At 63.2% G+C, this 17,064-nt stretch carries 23 protein-coding genes and 1 pseudogene; 13 read left to right on the plus strand and 11 right to left on the minus strand.

Features of this window, described 5'->3' with window-relative positions; translation table 11 throughout:
• Nucleotides 1-43: 43 nt before the first annotated feature.
• Nucleotides 44-1,441, minus strand: a complete 1,398-nt coding sequence (gene fumC, locus AC0L2D_RS24510; protein WP_024505710.1) for a class II fumarate hydratase — start codon at nucleotides 1,439-1,441, stop codon at nucleotides 44-46.
• 158 nt (nucleotides 1,442-1,599) lie between these two features.
• On the minus strand, nucleotides 1,600-2,079 hold the full coding sequence (locus tag AC0L2D_RS24515; protein WP_024505711.1) for a cupin domain-containing protein: 480 nt from the start codon (nucleotides 2,077-2,079) through the stop codon (nucleotides 1,600-1,602).
• A 106-nt stretch (nucleotides 2,080-2,185) separates the two neighbouring features.
• Here AC0L2D_RS24515 and AC0L2D_RS24520 point away from each other — a divergent pair, with 106 nt between their 5' ends.
• Complete coding sequence (locus tag AC0L2D_RS24520) at nucleotides 2,186-3,184, plus strand: LysR family transcriptional regulator (RefSeq protein WP_473542770.1); 999 nt, start codon at nucleotides 2,186-2,188, stop codon at nucleotides 3,182-3,184.
• Here the strand turns inward: AC0L2D_RS24520 and AC0L2D_RS24525 are convergent.
• Both AC0L2D_RS24525 and betI read right to left on the minus strand, forming a co-directional pair.
• Nucleotides 3,169-3,927 (minus strand): SDR family NAD(P)-dependent oxidoreductase, encoded by a 759-nt coding sequence (locus AC0L2D_RS24525; RefSeq protein ID WP_473542772.1) that lies wholly within the window; start codon nucleotides 3,925-3,927, stop codon nucleotides 3,169-3,171. The genes AC0L2D_RS24520 and AC0L2D_RS24525 overlap by 16 nt on opposite strands.
• 123 nt (nucleotides 3,928-4,050) lie before the next feature.
• A complete protein-coding gene (gene betI / locus AC0L2D_RS24530; protein WP_064994372.1) occupies nucleotides 4,051-4,689 on the minus strand; it encodes a choline-binding transcriptional repressor BetI in 639 nt (212 codons plus the stop codon).
• An 81-nt stretch (nucleotides 4,690-4,770) separates the two neighbouring features.
• Between betI and choX the strand changes: the two genes are divergently transcribed.
• Nucleotides 4,771-5,709 carry a choline ABC transporter substrate-binding protein gene (gene choX / locus AC0L2D_RS24535; protein ID WP_013532407.1) on the plus strand — a complete coding sequence of 313 codons (939 nt, stop codon included), beginning with the start codon at nucleotides 4,771-4,773 and terminating at the stop codon, nucleotides 5,707-5,709.
• Nucleotides 5,710-5,717: 8 nt separating this feature from the next.
• Nucleotides 5,718-6,530, plus strand: coding sequence for an alpha/beta fold hydrolase (locus AC0L2D_RS24540; RefSeq protein WP_473542775.1), 813 nt, complete (start codon nucleotides 5,718-5,720; stop codon nucleotides 6,528-6,530).
• An 82-nt stretch (nucleotides 6,531-6,612) separates the two neighbouring features.
• Here the strand turns inward: AC0L2D_RS24540 and AC0L2D_RS24545 are convergent, their stop codons facing one another.
• On the minus strand, nucleotides 6,613-7,398 hold the full coding sequence (locus tag AC0L2D_RS24545; RefSeq protein WP_473542777.1) for an NIPSNAP family protein: 786 nt from the start codon (nucleotides 7,396-7,398) through the stop codon (nucleotides 6,613-6,615).
• A gap of 149 nt (nucleotides 7,399-7,547) precedes the next feature.
• Between AC0L2D_RS24545 and AC0L2D_RS24550 the strand changes: the two genes are divergently transcribed.
• Complete coding sequence (locus AC0L2D_RS24550) at nucleotides 7,548-8,174, plus strand: TetR/AcrR family transcriptional regulator (protein WP_473542779.1); 627 nt, start codon at nucleotides 7,548-7,550, stop codon at nucleotides 8,172-8,174.
• 16 nt (nucleotides 8,175-8,190) lie between these two features.
• On the opposite strand, the gene AC0L2D_RS24555 is transcribed toward AC0L2D_RS24550, so the two are convergent.
• Nucleotides 8,191-8,787: a hypothetical protein gene (locus AC0L2D_RS24555; protein ID WP_473542781.1), complete on the minus strand. Its 597-nt coding sequence runs from the start codon at nucleotides 8,785-8,787 to the stop codon at nucleotides 8,191-8,193.
• 110 nt (nucleotides 8,788-8,897) lie between these two features.
• Here AC0L2D_RS24555 and AC0L2D_RS24560 point away from each other — a divergent pair, with 110 nt between their 5' ends.
• Complete coding sequence (locus AC0L2D_RS24560; protein WP_473542801.1) at nucleotides 8,898-10,028, plus strand: metallophosphoesterase; 1,131 nt, start codon at nucleotides 8,898-8,900, stop codon at nucleotides 10,026-10,028.
• A gap of 57 nt (nucleotides 10,029-10,085) precedes the next feature.
• Here AC0L2D_RS24560 and AC0L2D_RS24565 read toward each other — a convergent pair whose 3' ends face one another.
• Nucleotides 10,086-10,265, minus strand: a complete 180-nt coding sequence (locus AC0L2D_RS24565) for a CsbD family protein (RefSeq protein WP_024505721.1) — start codon at nucleotides 10,263-10,265, stop codon at nucleotides 10,086-10,088.
• Nucleotides 10,266-10,464: 199 nt separating this feature from the next.
• Between AC0L2D_RS24565 and AC0L2D_RS24570 the strand changes: the two genes are divergently transcribed.
• The 7 genes from AC0L2D_RS24570 to AC0L2D_RS24600 all read left to right on the plus strand — a co-directional run bounded on the left by AC0L2D_RS24570 (nucleotide 10,465) and on the right by AC0L2D_RS24600 (nucleotide 13,987).
• Nucleotides 10,465-11,118, plus strand: a complete 654-nt coding sequence (locus AC0L2D_RS24570) for a glutathione S-transferase family protein (RefSeq protein WP_473542783.1) — start codon at nucleotides 10,465-10,467, stop codon at nucleotides 11,116-11,118.
• A 427-nt stretch (nucleotides 11,119-11,545) separates the two neighbouring features.
• Nucleotides 11,546-11,755, plus strand: coding sequence for a cold-shock protein (locus AC0L2D_RS24575; RefSeq protein WP_010915421.1), 210 nt, complete (start codon nucleotides 11,546-11,548; stop codon nucleotides 11,753-11,755).
• 359 nt (nucleotides 11,756-12,114) lie between these two features.
• Nucleotides 12,115-12,342 (plus strand): hypothetical protein, encoded by a 228-nt coding sequence (locus AC0L2D_RS24580; protein ID WP_013532399.1) that lies wholly within the window; start codon nucleotides 12,115-12,117, stop codon nucleotides 12,340-12,342.
• On the plus strand, nucleotides 12,342-12,749 hold the full coding sequence (locus tag AC0L2D_RS24585) for a hypothetical protein (protein WP_013532398.1): 408 nt from the start codon (nucleotides 12,342-12,344) through the stop codon (nucleotides 12,747-12,749). The genes AC0L2D_RS24580 and AC0L2D_RS24585 overlap by 1 nt, the downstream gene beginning before the upstream one ends.
• 1 nt (nucleotide 12,750) lies before the next feature.
• Nucleotides 12,751-12,918, plus strand: coding sequence for a hypothetical protein (locus tag AC0L2D_RS24590; RefSeq protein WP_013532397.1), 168 nt, complete (start codon nucleotides 12,751-12,753; stop codon nucleotides 12,916-12,918).
• Nucleotides 12,919-12,973: 55 nt separating this feature from the next.
• The gene (locus AC0L2D_RS24595) at nucleotides 12,974-13,294 is read left to right on the plus strand and encodes a YkgJ family cysteine cluster protein (RefSeq protein WP_032809400.1); all 321 of its coding nucleotides are present in this window, start codon (nucleotides 12,974-12,976) and stop codon (nucleotides 13,292-13,294) included.
• 81 nt (nucleotides 13,295-13,375) lie between these two features.
• Nucleotides 13,376-13,987, plus strand: coding sequence for a LysE family translocator (locus AC0L2D_RS24600; RefSeq protein WP_473542785.1), 612 nt, complete (start codon nucleotides 13,376-13,378; stop codon nucleotides 13,985-13,987).
• Nucleotides 13,988-14,082: 95 nt separating this feature from the next.
• Here the strand turns inward: AC0L2D_RS24600 and AC0L2D_RS24605 are convergent.
• The 3 genes and pseudogenes from AC0L2D_RS24605 to AC0L2D_RS24615 all read right to left on the minus strand — a co-directional run bounded on the left by AC0L2D_RS24605 (nucleotide 14,083) and on the right by AC0L2D_RS24615 (nucleotide 15,977).
• Nucleotides 14,083-14,469, minus strand: a pseudogene (locus AC0L2D_RS24605) (nuclear transport factor 2 family protein).
• 16 nt (nucleotides 14,470-14,485) lie between these two features.
• A complete protein-coding gene (locus AC0L2D_RS24610; protein WP_224620303.1) occupies nucleotides 14,486-14,932 on the minus strand; it encodes an OsmC family protein in 447 nt (148 codons plus the stop codon).
• 34 nt (nucleotides 14,933-14,966) lie between these two features.
• Nucleotides 14,967-15,977 (minus strand): zinc-dependent alcohol dehydrogenase family protein, encoded by a 1,011-nt coding sequence (locus tag AC0L2D_RS24615; RefSeq protein ID WP_473542788.1) that lies wholly within the window; start codon nucleotides 15,975-15,977, stop codon nucleotides 14,967-14,969.
• Between the two features lie 97 nt (nucleotides 15,978-16,074).
• Here AC0L2D_RS24615 and AC0L2D_RS24620 point away from each other — a divergent pair, with 97 nt between their 5' ends.
• Complete coding sequence (locus AC0L2D_RS24620; protein WP_473542789.1) at nucleotides 16,075-16,683, plus strand: TetR/AcrR family transcriptional regulator; 609 nt, start codon at nucleotides 16,075-16,077, stop codon at nucleotides 16,681-16,683.
• 93 nt (nucleotides 16,684-16,776) lie between these two features.
• Here AC0L2D_RS24620 and AC0L2D_RS24625 read toward each other — a convergent pair.
• A partial coding sequence (locus tag AC0L2D_RS24625; protein ID WP_473542791.1) for a TCP-1/cpn60 chaperonin family protein occupies nucleotides 16,777-17,064 on the minus strand: 288 nt, incomplete at its 5' end.

Consider the following 17,064-nt stretch of genomic DNA (forward strand, 5'->3'; position numbering starts at 1 on the left):
GCAATTCCGGACCGAAAACCGCAGACACTTTTCCTGGAATTGCCTACCCCGGATGCGTCATATCCTCCGGCCGCACCAGGCGGTCGTAATCGGCTTCGCTGACCAGCCCGGTGGCGAGCGCTTCCTCGCGCAAAGTGGTGCCCTTCTTGTGCGCGGTCTTGGCGATCTTGGCGGCATTGTCGTAGCCGATGGTCGGCGCCAGCGCCGTCACCAGCATCAGCGATCGGTCGAGTGCCGCCTTGATGTTGTCTTCGCGGGCCTCGATGCCGACGACGCAATTGTCGGTGAAGGAGACCGAGGCGTCGCAGAGCAACTGCACCGACTGCAGGAAGTTGTAGGCCATCAGCGGATTGTAGACATTGAGCTCGAAATGACCCTGGCTGCCGGCGAAGGTGAGCGCCGCATTGTTGCCGAACACCTGTACGCAGACCTGCGTCAGCGCCTCGCACTGGGTCGGGTTGACCTTGCCCGGCATGATCGACGAGCCCGGTTCGTTTTCCGGCAGCGACAGTTCGCCAAGGCCCGAGCGCGGGCCTGAGCCGAGGAAGCGGATGTCGTTGGCGATCTTGAACAGCGCGGCGGCCGCCGCATTGATGGCGCCGTGCGAAAACACCATGGAATCATGGGCCGCCAGCGCCTCGAACTTGTTCGGCGCGGTGACGAAGGCGATGCCGGTGATGGAGGCGATGCGATCCGCGACCCTTTCGGCGAAGCCGACCGGCGCGTTGAGGCCGGTGCCGACGGCGGTGCCGCCCTGCGCCAGTTCCTGCAACCCGGGCAACGTCAGCTCGATGCGCTTGATCGACGAAGCGACCTGCGCGGCATAGCCCGAAAATTCCTGGCCAAGCGTAAGGGGGGTGGCATCCTGCGTGTGCGTGCGGCCGATCTTGATGATGTGATTGAACTCTCTGCTCTTGGCGGCGAGTGCCTTGTGCAGGTGCTTCAGTGCCGGCAACAGATCGTGCACGATACGTTCGGCGCAGGCGATGTGCATGGCTGTCGGATAGGTGTCGTTCGACGATTGGCTCATATTGACGTGATCGTTGGGATGCACCGGCTTCTTGGAGCCCATGACACCGCCCAGCATCTCAATCGCCCGGTTGGAGATCACCTCATTGGCGTTCATGTTGGACTGGGTGCCCGAACCGGTCTGCCAGACCACCAGCGGGAAATGCTCATCGAGCTTGCCGTCGATGACCTCTTGCGCTGCCTCGACAATCGTCTTGCCGATCGCCGGATCGAGCCGCTTGAGCTCCATGTTGGCTTCGGCCGCCGCCCGCTTGACGATGCCCAATGCGCGCACGATCGACGCCGGCTGCTTTTCCCAGCCGATCTTGAAATTGCCGAGCGAACGCTGCGCCTGCGCGCCCCAATACCGGTCGGCGGCGACTTCGATGGGACCGAACGTGTCGGTTTCGGTTCTGGTCTTTGCAGCGGTCACGGGTCTCTCCTTGTCGAAGTCGGCAACGGCGTATCGCGTTGCACAAACGGCTTCAAGCGGAGAATGCGGGCGGCGAGGATGCAAATCGGTTGAAGGCGCGGCGCGTCTCTCCTTCTCCCACAAAGGGGAGAAGGGAAGGACTGCGCAGTTTCGGCCTCTCACCCCAGCGGCGGACCGACAATGTCGATGCCGTTTTTTGCGCAAAGCTGCACCAGTGCCGCGATGATTTCCGGTGTTGGTTCCATCAGCGGCGGCAGTTCGGGCTGTTCGGCGGGACGGCTCGCCTGACGCAGCATCGTCTCAAAATCCGAACCGCGCGTGATGGTGAGGGCGCGCGCACCTTCCGGGGATTCGACCCGGTAGGTGTGCGGCAGGCCTTTCGGTGCGATGACGGTTTCGCCGGCGTCCGCAATGCGTTCGTGGCCGTCGATCTGAAAGCGCAATCTCCCCTCCAGGATGTGAAACACTTCGTCTTCCCTGCGATGCACATGCAGCGGCGGCGAGTCGCCATAGGGCATGTGATGCTCGACGACGCAGATGCCGTCCTCTCCTGCCATCGACGAGACGTGGATCGCGACGAGCGTGTTGTTGAACCAGAAGAGTTCCTTGCCTGTGATCGTGCCGGGGGTCATTGTCATGGCGTGTCTGATCCTTCTGTTGCCTGTGCCTGCTGGGCCGATGACGATCTAGCCAGGGATACGCCGACAACGGAAATCGAATGATCGTATGGGGCGAATTGATGCGATGAATTTGAACGCGCTCGACCTCAATCTCATCAAGGTGTTCGACGCCCTTCTGCGGGAGAGAAGCGTTACGCGTGCCGGCGAGCAGATCGGCCTCAGCCAGCCTGCCGTCAGCGCTGCGCTCAATCGCTTGCGACATCTCCTCAACGACCAGCTGTTCGTGCGACGGGGCAATGACATGATGCCGACACCGCGCGCCGAGAGCATGGCCGAGCCGTTGCGCGTGGCACTTCGCGAGATCGAACGCGTCTTCCATTCGGCCAAGGCGTTCGATCCGGCGGAACTGGAGCGAACCTTCACGTTCATGGGGGCGGATTTCTTTTCGATGATGCTGATGCCAGCGCTGGCGGCACGCATCGCTGGCGCCGCGCCGCGCGCGTCGCTAAGGTTTCTCGATAGCGCGCGCGGCGATGTCTCGCGGCTGCTCCAGGACGATGAAATCGACGTAGCGCTCGAGCGTCCGCTGGAGGTCTCCGACTGGGTCTCAAGCACGCCTCTGTTCCATTCACCATTCGCCATCATCGCCGCGCACGACAACGCTGCGATCAGGCAGGCGGGAATCATGGAAGGCAAGACTCTGCCGATCGACCTCTTCTGCGAACTGCCCCATATTCTTCGTTCTATCGACGGCTCGATGTCGGGCTCCACCGACGAGGCGCTCCGCAAGATCGGGCGAACGCGCCGTGTAAGCCTGACCCTGCCGCACTTTCAGGCTGTCGCATTAGCCGTGGCAAATGGAAACCACCTGTCGGCGGTGCCCAGGCAGTTCGCGGTTTGGGCGGCCGAGACCCTGCCGCTCGTCATCTTTGAACCACCGCTTCCCATTGCTGTTCCGGAAATCAGGATGTACTGGCACGCGCGCCACGACGACGAGTCACCCCATCGCTGGGTTCGCGATCAGGTCCTGGAGGCGGTAGGCGTACTTGGATTTGTAGAAAGTGGCGTCGCTGAAAATGTCGGCGCTTGGCGTGGCGCCCGGACGGATCAGCCCGCGGTATAACCACCGTCGACGGAGAAGACCCCGCCGCTGGTCCAGGCCGCCTCGTCGCTAGCGAGGTACACTGCGATGCCCGCCAGATCGTCGGGGCGGCCGATTCTGCCAAGCGGATAGCTGCGCTCGACATAGGCTTTCAGCTCGGCCTTTGCCTCGGCCGGCAAATTGTCGACGGTCTTGCGTCGCATGGCGGTGTCGACCGTGCCGGGCGCGATGGCGTTGACGCGGATGCCGCGCGGGCCGAGTTCGAAGGCCAGCGATTTGGTCAGCGAGTTCAACGCGCCCTTTGACAGGGAATAGAGGCTCGACGGCCGCTTCGGGATCATCTTGTTGGCGAAATAGGACGAGATGTTGATCACCGACGCGCCGGCCGCCAGATGCGGCAGCAGACCCTGGGTGAGGAAGAACACCGCCGTCACATTGAGCGCGAAGGATTGTTGGAACTGCGCCTCGCTGACGGTCTCGAACGGCACCAGGAAAGCCACCCCGGCATTGTTGACGAGAATATCGAGCGGCCTGCCGGATTTTTTGACGTGCTCGACGACGGCCGCAATGCCGGCCGATGTGGCAAGATCGGCCGACAGCGTCTCGATAGTGCCGCCGAGGTGCTTATGGGCGGCGTCGAGCTTCTTGGTGTCGCGGCCGACGATCAGGACGTCCGCGCCCTCGCGCAAAAAGGCCTCGGCGATCGCCAGGCCGATACCGTCCGACCCGCCGGTAACCAGCGCGCGCTTGTTGTGAAGTCTCATCGGATGCTCCGAGATTTCTGCGTCGTCGAGAGCACCGTATAGTGGCGGCCAAGGTCAAGCCGTCAGCCTATCCCACGGTATGAACTTCGACCGCCGCCACCCGGCAGGCCGGCCGAGGCTGGTTTAAGCGCCGGCGGTCGCAAGCTCCCCCAAAGCCAGCCGTCCCGCGACATAATTCTTGACCTGGCGGACAGCCTGTTCGCGCGACACACTGCCCGGCTGCAGGCCGAGCCGCAACCAAAGCCCGTCGATCAGCGCGGTGACGCCAAGCGCGATGTCGTCGGCATCTCCGGGCGAGGCGAGGCCGCGCAGGCCCGACAACAGGTTCGAGCGCATGCGCGCATGGATCACCCTCTGGATACGAGCCATCTTCTCGTCGCGCGGCACCTCGGCGCAGAGCGACAGCCAGGCATGGCAGAGAGGCGGCTGGAACAGATGCTCCTCGAAATTGCCCTCGATCACCGCATCCATGCGCTCCATCGGTGTCTGCGCCCGGCGAAGCCGCGCGATCACCGCCTGGCACAGGACGGCGTTTGCCTCACGCATCGCGTGCTCGAACAATTCCTGCTTGTTGCGGAAATAGTGCAGCACGATGCCCTTGGAGGCACCGGCCTGCGCCGCCACCTTTTCCAGGGTCGCGCCGGCAATGCCCTCGCGCTCCAGCACCGCGAAGGCCGCCTGCCGCAATTCCTTGCGGCGGATCTCACTGAGACGCTTGAGTTTCACGGGATCGGTCCATGCATGTCGAATCCACGTTGACATCTTCGTCCGTTCAGATCAAGAATTGACCCATGGGACAATAAAAAGACCGATTGGTCAATTTTGTGGATGAGGAGAACCGAAATGTTGCGCATCCTTGCAAATGGCGTCTGCCTTGCCGGCCTCATGTTGGCCACTCATGCGGCCCAGGCGGCCGAGGCCGAAGAGTGCAAGACGGTCCGCATGGCCGAACCCGGCTGGAACGACCTTGCCTTCACCACAGGAGTCGCAAATGTCCTGTTGGAGGCGCTTGGCTACCAGCCGCAAAGCCAGGTGCTCGGCATCAACGTCATCTACGAGGGCATGAAGAACAGGGATCTCGACCTGTTCCTCGGCTACTGGGACCCGGCCATGGTCACCTATTACGAACCCTACAAGAAGGACGGCTCGGTCGAGAATGTGCGCGTCAATCTCGTAGGCGCCAAATACACATTCGCCGTGCCGACCTATGTCTGGGAAGCCGGCGTCAAGGACATTTCCGACCTGCACAAATTCGCCGACAAATTCGGCAAGAAAATGTACGGCATCGAGCCCGGTTCAAACCAGTTGATGATGGACGCTATCGCCGATCCCGCCTTTGGCCTGGACGGCTGGCAGGTGGTCGAATCGAGCGAAGCCGGCATGCTTTCCGAGGTCGGCTACGAGATCAAGGAGAAGCAGTTCATCGTCTTCCAGGGCTGGGCGCCGCACCCGATGAACATGATGTACGACTTCAAATATCTGACCGGCGGCGACAAATTCTTCGGCCCGAATTTCGGCGCCGCGACGGTGACGACGCAGGTGCGCAAGGGCTATCTGCAGCAATGCCCGAACGTCGCACAGTTCTTGAAAAACCTCGCCTTCGACATTGATTTCGAGAATGTCGGCATGGGTTATCTGATCAATGACGGCATGAAGCCGGAGGACGGTGCGCTGAAGGCAATCACGGCCAACAAGAGCCGTCTCGATGCCTGGCTCGCCGGTGTCACCACCTTCGACGGCCAACCCGGCCTTGCCGCGGTCAAGGAAAAGCTCGGCCTGTGAGGGCGGCGGTGCTGAATGCCTGCGCGGACCAGGACGGCTGGGCCGGCCGCAAGCAATTCGTCACTGTCGGCGATCTCGACATCGCCTATGCCGAGATATCGGGCGCCGAGCCGGCACTGCTGTTGGTGCACGGCTTCACCGACACCAGCCGCAGCTTTTCGCTTCTGGCGCCATATCTGGCCGGCCGCCGGCTGATCATGCCGGATCTGCGCGGCCACGGCGCCTCGCAGGCCGGCAAAGGCTGCGGCATCGCCGATTTCGCCGACGATATTGCCGGGCTGGTCCTGCGTTTGCGGCTCGACCGGCCGCTCGTCGTCGGCCATTCGCTGGGCGCCATGGTGGCCATCGCATTGGCAGGGCGACACAGGGAGCTGATTGGCGGGCTGGTGGTGCTGGCCGGTACGCTAAAGCCCGATTTCGCGCCGGATCATCCGCTGGTCGCGGGCGTCGAGGCGCTGCGCGACCCGATATCGCCGGCCGATCCGTTCTACGCCTGGTGGCATGCCTGCAGTCCCGACGTGCCTCCAGCCTTTCTCGCCAGCCTGGCGCAAGAGGCCTCGGCGATGCCGACGCCGCGCTGGCGCGCGATTCTCGAGGAAATCCGCCGCGCCGATCTGAGCGATGCGGCGCGGGCCGTGCAGGCCCGGACGCTGATCATCGCCGGCGCCTGCGACCCGCTGTTCGGCGAGGCGCACCAGCAGGCGTTGCAATCCGCTCTTGCCGGAGCCGTCTTCGTCCGGGCCGAGAGCTGTGGCCACAACCCGCATTGGGAAGACCCGGCCCTTGTCGCCAAGACCATCGTCGAGGCATTTGAAGTCTGATGCATGTCGCCCAAAAGTGGCCCCGGTTTTGGGAGAACGACATGCACAAAAAAGGATCTATTCCTAAGCGCGTCGACGCGCTTTAGGAATAGATCCCGACCAGTGATTGCGATGTCGGCGACAGCCGCAAGGTCTCCGTGGGTTTGGTCAGGCCGGGTTGCGCGGCCCGCCAAAAATCCTGCCATGCCGGCGAGGCGGCAAGCGCGGCCTTGTGGCGGGCATGCGCTTCTGTGCTGGCAAAACCCATGACGCTGATGAAGACGTTTTCGTCAGCCCGTACCGGCAGGCGCGGAAAATTGTTTTCGGCAGGCTCGGTCACGAACGCGGCGAGCAGGCGTGCGTCGGCCGTCATCAGGCACGCCGTCTCAATCTCGAAGCGGGTGGTGAAATCTGCCTCCGTGCCGGGCTGCAAATGATGAATCTCGATGACAACGATGCCGGTCAGCGGCCTGTTTCGAATGGGCTTTTCGTCGCCGGCCAGGCTTGGCCGCTGCGCCCCCGCAAGGTCGAAGCCGGCGCCCGGCCACGCCGGCTTGAGCAGCAGCACATCGTCGGAATCGATCATCGTCGCGTTGGCCGCATCGCGGTGCGCCGCCCAGACCGGCCCGCCATAGAAAGCGGCAAGAGCATTTTTCCGCGCGGTCATGTCCTCGAAGCCGCGCATCCAGACGAACATGTCCGGGCGGTCGAGGTCCCGGAACTGGCCGATGATGGTCATGCCGGCGGTCTCCTGGCCCTCGATCAGCCTGCTGTCGAAGATGTCGATGAGCGTGTCGCGTTGGCCTGGCTTCAGCGTGTATTGCCGCAGCTCGACGACAGGCGAGGCGAGCGCTGAGGGTTTCGTCGCGACGTTCTGGGGCAGGTTCATCCGGCATTCTCCAAAACAGGGTGATTGTCCTGTTTGTAAAACAGACCGGTTGTCCTGTTTTGTCAATATGCTAATGTCCGGCAATGTCAGCAGAGATGATCGCTCAACCAAAACCGCGCCCGGGAAAACGCATCAACGACCCTGAGGGCATGCGCAAGAAAGTGCTCGATGTCGCCGAGGACGCGTTCCAGGCGCGCGGCTATCACGCCTCCAGCATCGGCGACCTGATGGCGGCGGCTGATGTCAGCGGCGGCGCGCTGCATCACCATTTCCCGACCAAGAAGGCGCTGGCGCTGGCGGTGATCGACGAGCGTGTGGCGGCAGCGGTCGAAGAGACATGGATCGCGCCGGTGCTGGCGGCGGCATCAGCCCGCGAAGGCGTGCGCGCGGTGTTCGAGGCCGTGGCGGCGCAACTGGAGCAGCAGGGTTTCGTGCGCGGCTGTCCGCTCAACAATCTGGCGCACGAATTGTCGCTTGCCGACCCGGATTTCCGCATTGCCCTTGCCGGGATCTTTGCCGGGTGGCGGCGCGCGATTGCCGACAAGCTGCATGCCGACCAGCAGGTGGGCAAGGACGAGGGCACGGACCCCGAACGCTTCGCCGCGCTGACGGTCGCCGCCTATTCCGGAGCGATGTCGATGGCCAAGACGGCGCAGGATGCAAGCGTGCTGCGGGATTGTCTGGCGGGACTTGAGCGAAGCGCGCCGTCGCCATCGCAGGGCGCATTGGCAGCCAGGCGACGCAACAGGATACTGCCACGGCCGAGTACCCCTTGACTCGCCGTGCTCTGGTTCAGCTACTCGGCCAGCGGCTTGATCGTCTCGTAGCCGTTGACGGATTCCGAACTGGTGCCTTCATCGTAGCGCCGGGCGAGCGCGGCTTGCAGATCTGGCGCATAGAGGGCGGTAAATGATCCAGCGTCTCGCCGGCACCGTTCTTGAAGGTCTCCTTGACCGCCAGGACATTGTATTTGCACTCGCCCAGGCTGAATGTCTCCTTGCCCTTGACGACCAGGCTCAGCGTCTTGGTGCCCTTCGGCGGCTTGTTCGGCGACAGCTCGACGAACTCTATCGCGGCCTTTGTCCCCGTGTTCAGCGGAAACAGCTTTCGCAGATCGGAAAGCGGGATCATCGCCTGGCGACCGGTGTCGCTGTCGCGAAACACCTCGATCAGGCCGGCGAACAGATACTGGGTTTGCGGCGATTGCGATTCGTAGGTGTTGGCAACCGACATCATCCCGCCGGCCACGGGCCGAAATTCGCTCTGGATGCCGGGTCTCGCCAGAACGAAACCCTTCCTGGCGGACTTGGCGTCGACGCAACCCGCCGCATGCGCGGTGCTCGCGCACAACATCGCGGCCAGGATCATGCAGATAGGTGCGGCTTTCATTTTTCGTCCTCCTCCGCTTGCGCAAGCGAGACATGCCAGACCCGTGGCGTCATGTCGATGATGGCGCAGAGGCGCTGGACGACCGGCCGCTGTCCATGCTGAATCAGCGTATGATGAATCGCCGTTCGACTGCATCGCTTTCCCGACGCAACTTCCTGGCGCAGGCTGCGGGATTTGCCGCGGCCGGCGCCTTGTCGCGCCCGGCCTTCGGCCAGACCGGGCAACGCGTCCAGTCGATCGACGCCACTTTCCTGTTCATCGCCGATGTCCATGCCTGCCGCATGGCGAGCGGCTTGAGCCCCAACTGCCTGCAGGAAGGCAAGACCGACGCCGCGCTGCTGCGCAACGTGGCGGTGCTGAATGCGCTTGGCGACAAGGACTGGCCAACTGAGATCAATGGCGTCGCCACCGGCCTGCGTTCGGCCGGCAGGATAGGCGCGCCGCTCGGCCTTGTCGTCGGCGGAGACATCACCGACGATGGCGGCGGCCAGATCACGCAGCCGAGTGAGGGCACCCAACTGCTCCAGTTCAGCCAGCGCTACAGCCAGGGCGTCGGTCCGGATCGCGTGCACATGCCGGTTTATATCGGGCTCGGCAACCATGATCTCGACCAGAACGGCCCGCCGCACCATGTCGACTGGTATCGGCGCGAACTGCGCGACTATGTCGAGGTCAACCATCGCGCCGGCGTGTTCTTCAAGCCGCCGGTGCCGGCCACCGACTATGATGTCGACACCGACTGTTACTCCTGGGACTGGGGCGGCCTGCATCTGATCCAGACGCATCGTTTCGCCGGCGATACCGGCCACGGCGCCGAGAGCAGCCTGCCATGGCTGAAGCAGGATCTGGCGACCTATGCGGCGGACGGCCGTCCGGTCATCCTGTTCCAGCACTATGGCTGGGACACTTTCTCGGTGGAACGTTGGGATGCCGCCAAGCGGCACTTCGACGATGACGGCAGTGGTGCGCCGCATTGGTGGAGCGAGGCCGACCGGCAGGCGTTGCTGGTGGCGCTGAAGGGCTATAATGTCGTCGGCATTTTCCATGGCCACCAGCACGAAACGCCGCTGATCTATCGCAGGGACGGGATCGACCTGTTCAAGCCGAAGGCTGCCTATATGGGCGGTTTCGCGCTGACCAGGGTGACCAGCGACGGCATGGACGTGGTGTTGGGCGAGGCGGCCGGCGATCACGGCGAGGTCGTCTTCACCAATGCTTTCAGCAAGGGTTGGAGCACCTGAAAAAGGCGGCCTTCGCGACCGCCTTTCCCTCGACAAAGCGCGTTTGTCTATGTCGGATCAGAGCGCCTTCTTGACCTTGTCCTTGACGTCGCCATAGGCTTTCTGCACCTTACCGGCGGTCCGGTCGCCCGTGCCTTCGGCCTGAGTCTGCCTGTTGCCGGTCGCCTTGCCCGCGGCTTCCTTGACCGAGCCCTTGACCTGCTTGGCCACGCCCGCAACCTGATCCTTGTTCACCATTTTTTGCGCATCTCCTGGGGTTCTGAATTCGGAGGAATTCATTTGCGGGTAGCTAACGAGCCGGCGTCGGTTAGGTTCCAGGCGTCGCCCGGACGGCAGATCAGGTCGCGCGGCCGCCGCCCTGGGGCAAGGCTGGTGGGCTAGGCTGCGAACACGCGTCGACCATGGAATTTGGATGGCCGTGCATGCGGGGAGAAAAATGGCTGAATTCACGCTCTACATCGGCAACAAGTGTTTCTCCTCATGGTCGCTGCGGCCATGGCTGGCGATGAGGCATCTGGAGATCCCGTTCGAGGAAGGTTTCGTGCGGCTGCGCACACCTGAAACCTTTGCCAATCTGGCGAAAGTGTCGCCGACCGGTCAGGTGCCGGTGCTGAATCACAATGGCAAGATCGTCTGGGAAACCCTTGCTATCCTTGAATATCTCGCCGACCTGTTTCCCGAGAGAAAGCTCTGGCCGGCCGATATCGACGCCCGCGCGCTGGCGCGTTCGGCCGCGAGCGAGATGCATTCCGGCTTTCGCGAGGTCCGCTATGGCTGGCCGATGAATTTGCGCCGGCCGAAGGGCCACAAGCCGCTCGACGCCGACGGCGAGGCGCAGCGCGCCCGCATCGAGGCGCTGTGGCGCGAGTGCCGGGAAAAATACGGCAGGGGCGGCCCGTTCCTGTTTGGCCATTTCACCGCGGCCGACGCCATGTATGCTCCTGTCGTCACCCGTTTCGACACCTATGGCGGCACGCTGGCGCCGGATACGCGCGCCTATGTCGACGCCGTGCTGGCAACGCCGGCGATGCGGCACTGGTATGCCGAGGCGGCCAAGGAGAGGTGGCCGGAACCCGGCCCGGACGAATAGCCGGATCCAACGAAAACGCCCCTCGCACCTTTTATCGTGCGGGGGGCGTCTTTGCCATCAACCGTTCTTTCGATTGCTCTCACGAACTGCTGACGACAAGGCATAAATGCGCCTTTGCGCGGATGGTTCCTGGATGCCAGAAATTTTTTCAACTTGGCGCGAGCGCGCTGTTTGGCGCCCGGTTTGCCGTCATGCCAGCTGGTTTGCCCTGGTGTTTTGGGGAGAAATCCGCATCTGTGGTTTTATGCGAATTTGACAGCGCGCCAAAAGAAGCCTATAAGCAAATCGTCGATATTTGTTTGACTGACTTTTGTTATCCGCGCTTTCGAGCGCGCCTTTGACGAACTTCCCACATCAAAAATCGGGACAAACGACGTTGTGCATCCGCATGGCGTCGAACGAATATTTGCCATGGAAAGGGTTCGTCATGAGCACCGGCACAGTTAAATGGTTCAACGCCACCAAAGGTTTTGGTTTTATTCAGCCTGACGACGGCTCGGCCGACGTTTTTGTCCACATCTCGGCCGTAGAGCGCGCCGGCATGCGTGACATCGTCGAGGGCCAGAAGCTCGGCTACGAGATGGTCCGCGACAACAAGTCGGGCAAGATGTCCGCCGACCAGTTGAAGGCGGCCTGAAAAACGAATTCTGCTCTCCCGGTGACCACGGATGTACTGGCACCGGTGAGTGGCGAATTCGGGCGCATGGCCGCGGAGACCTGAGTTTCCACGGCATATCGTGTGCATAAGCAGGGCGTTCCCGTGCGGTGCATCCTTTTGGATGTCATCTGGTTGCGCGACGCTCTCATGGAAGGTCAGGCGGTGCCTGGCCTTTTTCATTTTCCGCGCCTTGCCGCCGAAAGTGCGCTGCGCGCCGGCCTGGACGTGCTAAGGGACGCTCCAGCAATTTGAATTCGCCGCGCGTATTGCTTTGTGCGTGATCCTGACCGAAGACCCGGTCTCGCTCCATCGGCACAGGCTCCTGACAGGAGAAAGATTTGACCACCAGTTCAAAGACAACCGTCGATCAGGCCGTGTCCCTGTTCAGCAAGACGCAAACCCAGTCGATGTCGCTCAACCGCATCAATTCCGAGCGCGACGCCGTCAGCGAGGCACGCGAAGCCAAGACCGCGCGTCTGCGCGAATTGCGCCTGGAGAAGGAGGCCGACGAGATGGCCGCCGCCGCCGCGCTAGCCGCTTTGCCGAAGCGGGCCGGACGACGCTGATGGCCACCAAACGCGTACCGCCAACACCGATCGCCGCCGACGCAACCATTGCCGATATGGTCGAAGGCCTCGACAAGCCGGTCGAATTCGTCCGGCGTGTGCTGGAAAAGCTCGAGCGCTGCAAGCGTGCCCACGGTGATGCCCAGGTTCGCGTCGGCGTGCGCGGCCGCGCCGAATGCCCGAACTACCTGATCGAGTATGTCCGCGAAGACGCCAAGACCCATGAGCGGGTGACGTATCAGGACGCCGCCTACAGCGGCAGCACGCATCGCGAGCTGGCAGCCCATCACATCGAGGCGGTGAAAAACTGGTCGCCCGAGGAAATGAACATCACGGCCGTTTCGGCGCTGATCGGCCGCCTGCGCAATCCGCGCGCCCCATCATCGCGCTTCGCCGACGAGGACTGACATGGCCATAAAATTCTCCTCCAAGGATCAGCCGGCAGCCTCGGGTGCCGCGGCAAAACCGGCCAAGCCGGTTGCCGCGCCGAAAGCTGGCGATGCCACCGAGGCGGCGACCGACCTGTTCAAGTCGCCGGCGGATTCGCCGAAGGGCAAGACGGCCAAGAAGAAATAGCGCCTTGCCGCAAGACGCAGATCACAACCCCGCCGCGCCAGGGCTGTCCGCCCTGGTGGCCGCCGCAAGCGTTTTGTCGTCGCAACAGGGCACCTTCGATTGCCAAAGCTGCGGTGCCTGCTGTTCCTATTCGGCCGAGTGGCCGCGCTTTTCCACCGAAGATGACGCACAGCTCGACCGTATCCCGGAAAAATATGTCGCATCCGACCTGTCAGGCATGCGTTGCGAGGGCGTGCGCTGCTCGGCGCTGTCCGGCGAGATCGGCAAGTCGACCGCTTGCGGCATCTACGACGTGCGGCCGGACGTCTGTCGCGCCTGCATGCCCGGCGACGAGGAGTGTCTGATGGCACGCCAGGCGCTCGGATTACCGGTGTAGCCAATCTCCCGTCGCCTCCGCTTGTGCGCCGACCCGCAGCCCGGTACCTTCCTGGCCGGGTAGGGTGCCGGAGGAACCATCGTGAGCATCGAATTTCTGTTGACGTCCCTGATTGTCGTGGCTTCGCCCGGCACCGGCGTTCTCTACACGCTGAGCGCCGGCCTCTCGCGCGGTGCGCGGGCCAGCGTCATCGCCGCCTTCGGCTGCACGCTCGGCATCATCCCGCACATGGCCACCGCCATCACTGGCCTGGCGGCGCTGCTGCACACCAGTGCGCTCGCCTTCGAGACGCTGAAATATCTCGGCGTCGCCTACCTGCTCTACATGGCCTGGAACACGCTGAAGGAAAAGGGCGGCCTCAGCGTCGAGCAGGATGTGACGCCGCGCTCGGCCGGCAAGGTGATTGCCACCGGTATCCTCGTCAACGTGCTCAATCCGAAACTGTCGATCTTCTTCTTCGCCTTCCTGCCGCAGTTCGTCAGCACCACCGAGCCCAATGCGCTGTCGAAAATGCTGGAACTGAGTTCCGTCTTCATGCTTTTGACCTTCGTGGTTTTCGTCGGCTACGGCATCTTCGCAGCCTCGATCCGCAGCCATGTCGTCTCGCGGCCAATGGTGTTGACCTGGATGCGCCGGACCTTCGCCGGCGCTTTCGTCATGCTCGGCGCAAAGCTGGCGCTGGCCGATCGGTAGCGGGGAGCGGTTCAGTCTCGCTGATCCGCTCTCCTTTGTTGCGCTATTCCGGGCGAAAAGCGGTTATGCGCTTTCGGGGCATTGCTCGGGGCGCGCTACCCCTTCACATAACCCATCGCTTCGACGATCCGCCCATCGGCCACACGCATGAGGTTGACGCCGCGCAGCGAATTGCCGTCGGTCATGAATTAGCGCCAGCGGATCGTTGCCCGGTCACCGGCAACGAAGGTTTCCTCGATATCGAAGCGCGTGCCGGCCTGGGTCGCGATCGCCGTCCAAAGCGCGACGCACGCTTCCTTGCCGGCATGGCGGGCGCCGTCCGGCGCCGGCACGGTGTTCTCGATCACGCAATCGTCGGCCACCAGCTCGGCGAGTGCCGAAGGATCATGGCGCTGGAATACGTCGTTGTAGCGCCGCATGATCTCGGCTGTCTGCTGGGACAGACCGTACGCGTTTGCGTCCATGACAAGCTCCTGTGTCATCTTCTTTCTCCTGGCTTCATTGACCTTTGGTGGCTTCGACGAGCGTTGCCTTGAGGGTGATCTGAGACACGCCGCCAAGGGCCCGCGAGACGAGGCAGCCCGCCTTGGCGGACTGTGCAAGGCGCTCGAATTCATCTTCGGCAAGTCCCGCGACCTCTGCCTCGGTTTCGAGTTCGATGCGGGTGATCGTCGGACCGGCAGCGGTTGCGCCAAGATGCACCTTGGCGACGGTGCTGATGCTTGTCGGGACATGATTGGCGTTGCCCAGTATGGCGCTCAGCGCCATCGAGAAGCAGCCTGCATGCGCCGCGGCGATCAGTTCTTCCGGGTTGGTGCCCGGACCGTTCTCGAAACGCGACGGGAAGGAATAGGCGCCTTCGAAGACGCCGCTGCCGAGCCGCAACCGGCCCGAACCTTCCTTCAACGTCCCTTGCCATTTGGCCGAGGCTTCACGAATTGTCATGGTCGTTCTCCCTTGGGTTTGAGGACTCGATGGGTCAGGCGCCGTCGATGATCACCTTCCCGAAGACGTCGCCCTGCTGGAAATAGCGATAGGCATCGCTGGCCTCGGTGAAGGCGAAGACCTTGTCGATGACGGGCCGCAGGCGATGCTGCGAGACGGCGCGCAGCATGGCTTCGAGATTGGTGCGGTTGCCGACGAACAGGCGGCTGATGGTGGCGAGGCTGCGCTGGTAGAGTGCCGCCGGCAGCTGGATCGATCCGCCTTTCGCATCCTGCAGCGTCAAGAGCACGATGTGCCCGTAAAGCGTGCTGGCGATCAGCGACTGGGCGAAGGTCGCCGGGCCACCGGTCTCGACGACGAGATCGATGCCGCCGGTCTGGTCGCGGACGGCCGCGCCCCATTGCGGCATATCCGGTGTCGAAATCACCAGGTCGGCGCCCAGCGCCCGCAGCCTGTCGGCTTTCTCGCCGCGCGAGGTGACGGCGGCGACATGGCAGCCGAGCAGCTTGGCGAACTGCAATGCAAAGAGCGAGACGCCGCCCGAGCCGATGACCAGAACCCATTGGCCGGGCTTCGGAATTCCGGCGCCCGTCACCGCATTCCAGGCGGTCAGGCCGGCGCAGGTCAGCGTTGCGGCCTCTTGCCAGTCGAGATGATCGGGCAGCCGCACCGCCCATTGTTCGTCGAGAACCGCATATTCCGCCAGCATGCCGTCCAGCGTGCAGCCGAGCTGGTCGACGAGCCCGGCATGGATGCGGCCGTCGATCCAGCGCGCGAAATAGCTGCCGGTGACACGGTCGCCGACGGCAAAGCGGGTGACGGCAGCGCCGACGGCGACAACCTCACCAGCCCCGTCGCTCAGCGGCACGATGCCCTGGCGCGGCGTCAGCGGATAGGTGCCGTTGAGGATCATCGTGTCGCGCCGGTTGAGCGAGGTGGCGCGAATGCGCACCACGATCTCGTGCGCTCCCGGCTCCGGTCGCGCCTCGTCCCGCAGCACCAGGCTTTCGATTCCGCCGGTCCCTTTAAGGCGATAGCTGCGCATTTCGAACCCCAAATATATAGACTGATCTACATATTATGTAGACCGATTGTCATATTTTGCGCAAGGCCTATAATGATCTCTCCTGACAGAGGTTGACATGGCCAACGACACTCGCACCCGCATACTCGAGACGACTGGGCTGCTGCTCAGGCAGCGCGGCTATCACGGCACCTCGCTCAACGACATATTGAGCGCCAGCGGCGCACCGCGGGGCTCGCTGTATTTTCATTTTCCCGGCGGCAAGGACCAATTGGTCATCGAGGTGACGCGCGCCAGCGTTGCCGACGTGACGGAGAGGCTGGGCGAAGCGCTGGCCGCCGAAAAGGATCCGGCGGTAGCCGTCCATCATATCTACCAGTCGGTGGGGCGCATGCTGGAAGACAACCAGTTTTCACTCGGCTGTCCGATCGCGCCTGTCGTGCTGGACTCGCCCACCGACGTGCCGGAACTGGCGGAGTTGTGCCGCTCGGCCTTCGAACAGTGGATAGGCCTGCTGCGGGACGCCTTCGTTAGGGCAGGGGTGCCCGCGCGCCGCGCGCATGCATTGGCGCTGCTGGTCGAATCGTCGCTGGAAGGGCTGATGGTGATCGCCCGCGCCACAAGCGACCGCGCCCCGGTACAGGCCGTGGCCGATGAGGTGGCGGCGTTGATCGAAGCCGCGGTGCTTGCTGGCGAGGTAAAGCAACGCGCGGATGCCGCCGTCTGAGAACCGACGGAGGCGCGGTGATCGAGGTCCGCGTAAACGAAAAGGGCGGCATCTCTGCCGCCCTTTCCGTATCTGAAGGCTGATAGGGCTGGATTAGAAATCCATGCCGCCCATGCCGCCCATGCCGCCGCCGCCCATGCCGCCAGGCATGCCGCCGCCAGCCGACTCCTTCTTCGGAGCCTCCGCGATCATGGCTTCGGTGGTGACGAGCAGGCCGGCGACCGAGGCCGCGTCCTGGAGAGCGGTGCGGACAACCTTGACCGGATCGACGATACCCATGGCGATCATGTCGCCATAGTCGCCGGTCTGGGCGTTGTAGCCGAAGGTCGCGCCCTTGTTCTCAAGGATCTTGCCGGCAACGATCGATGCTTCCGCACCGGC

This window comes from Mesorhizobium sp. WSM4833 (assembly GCF_055811095.1).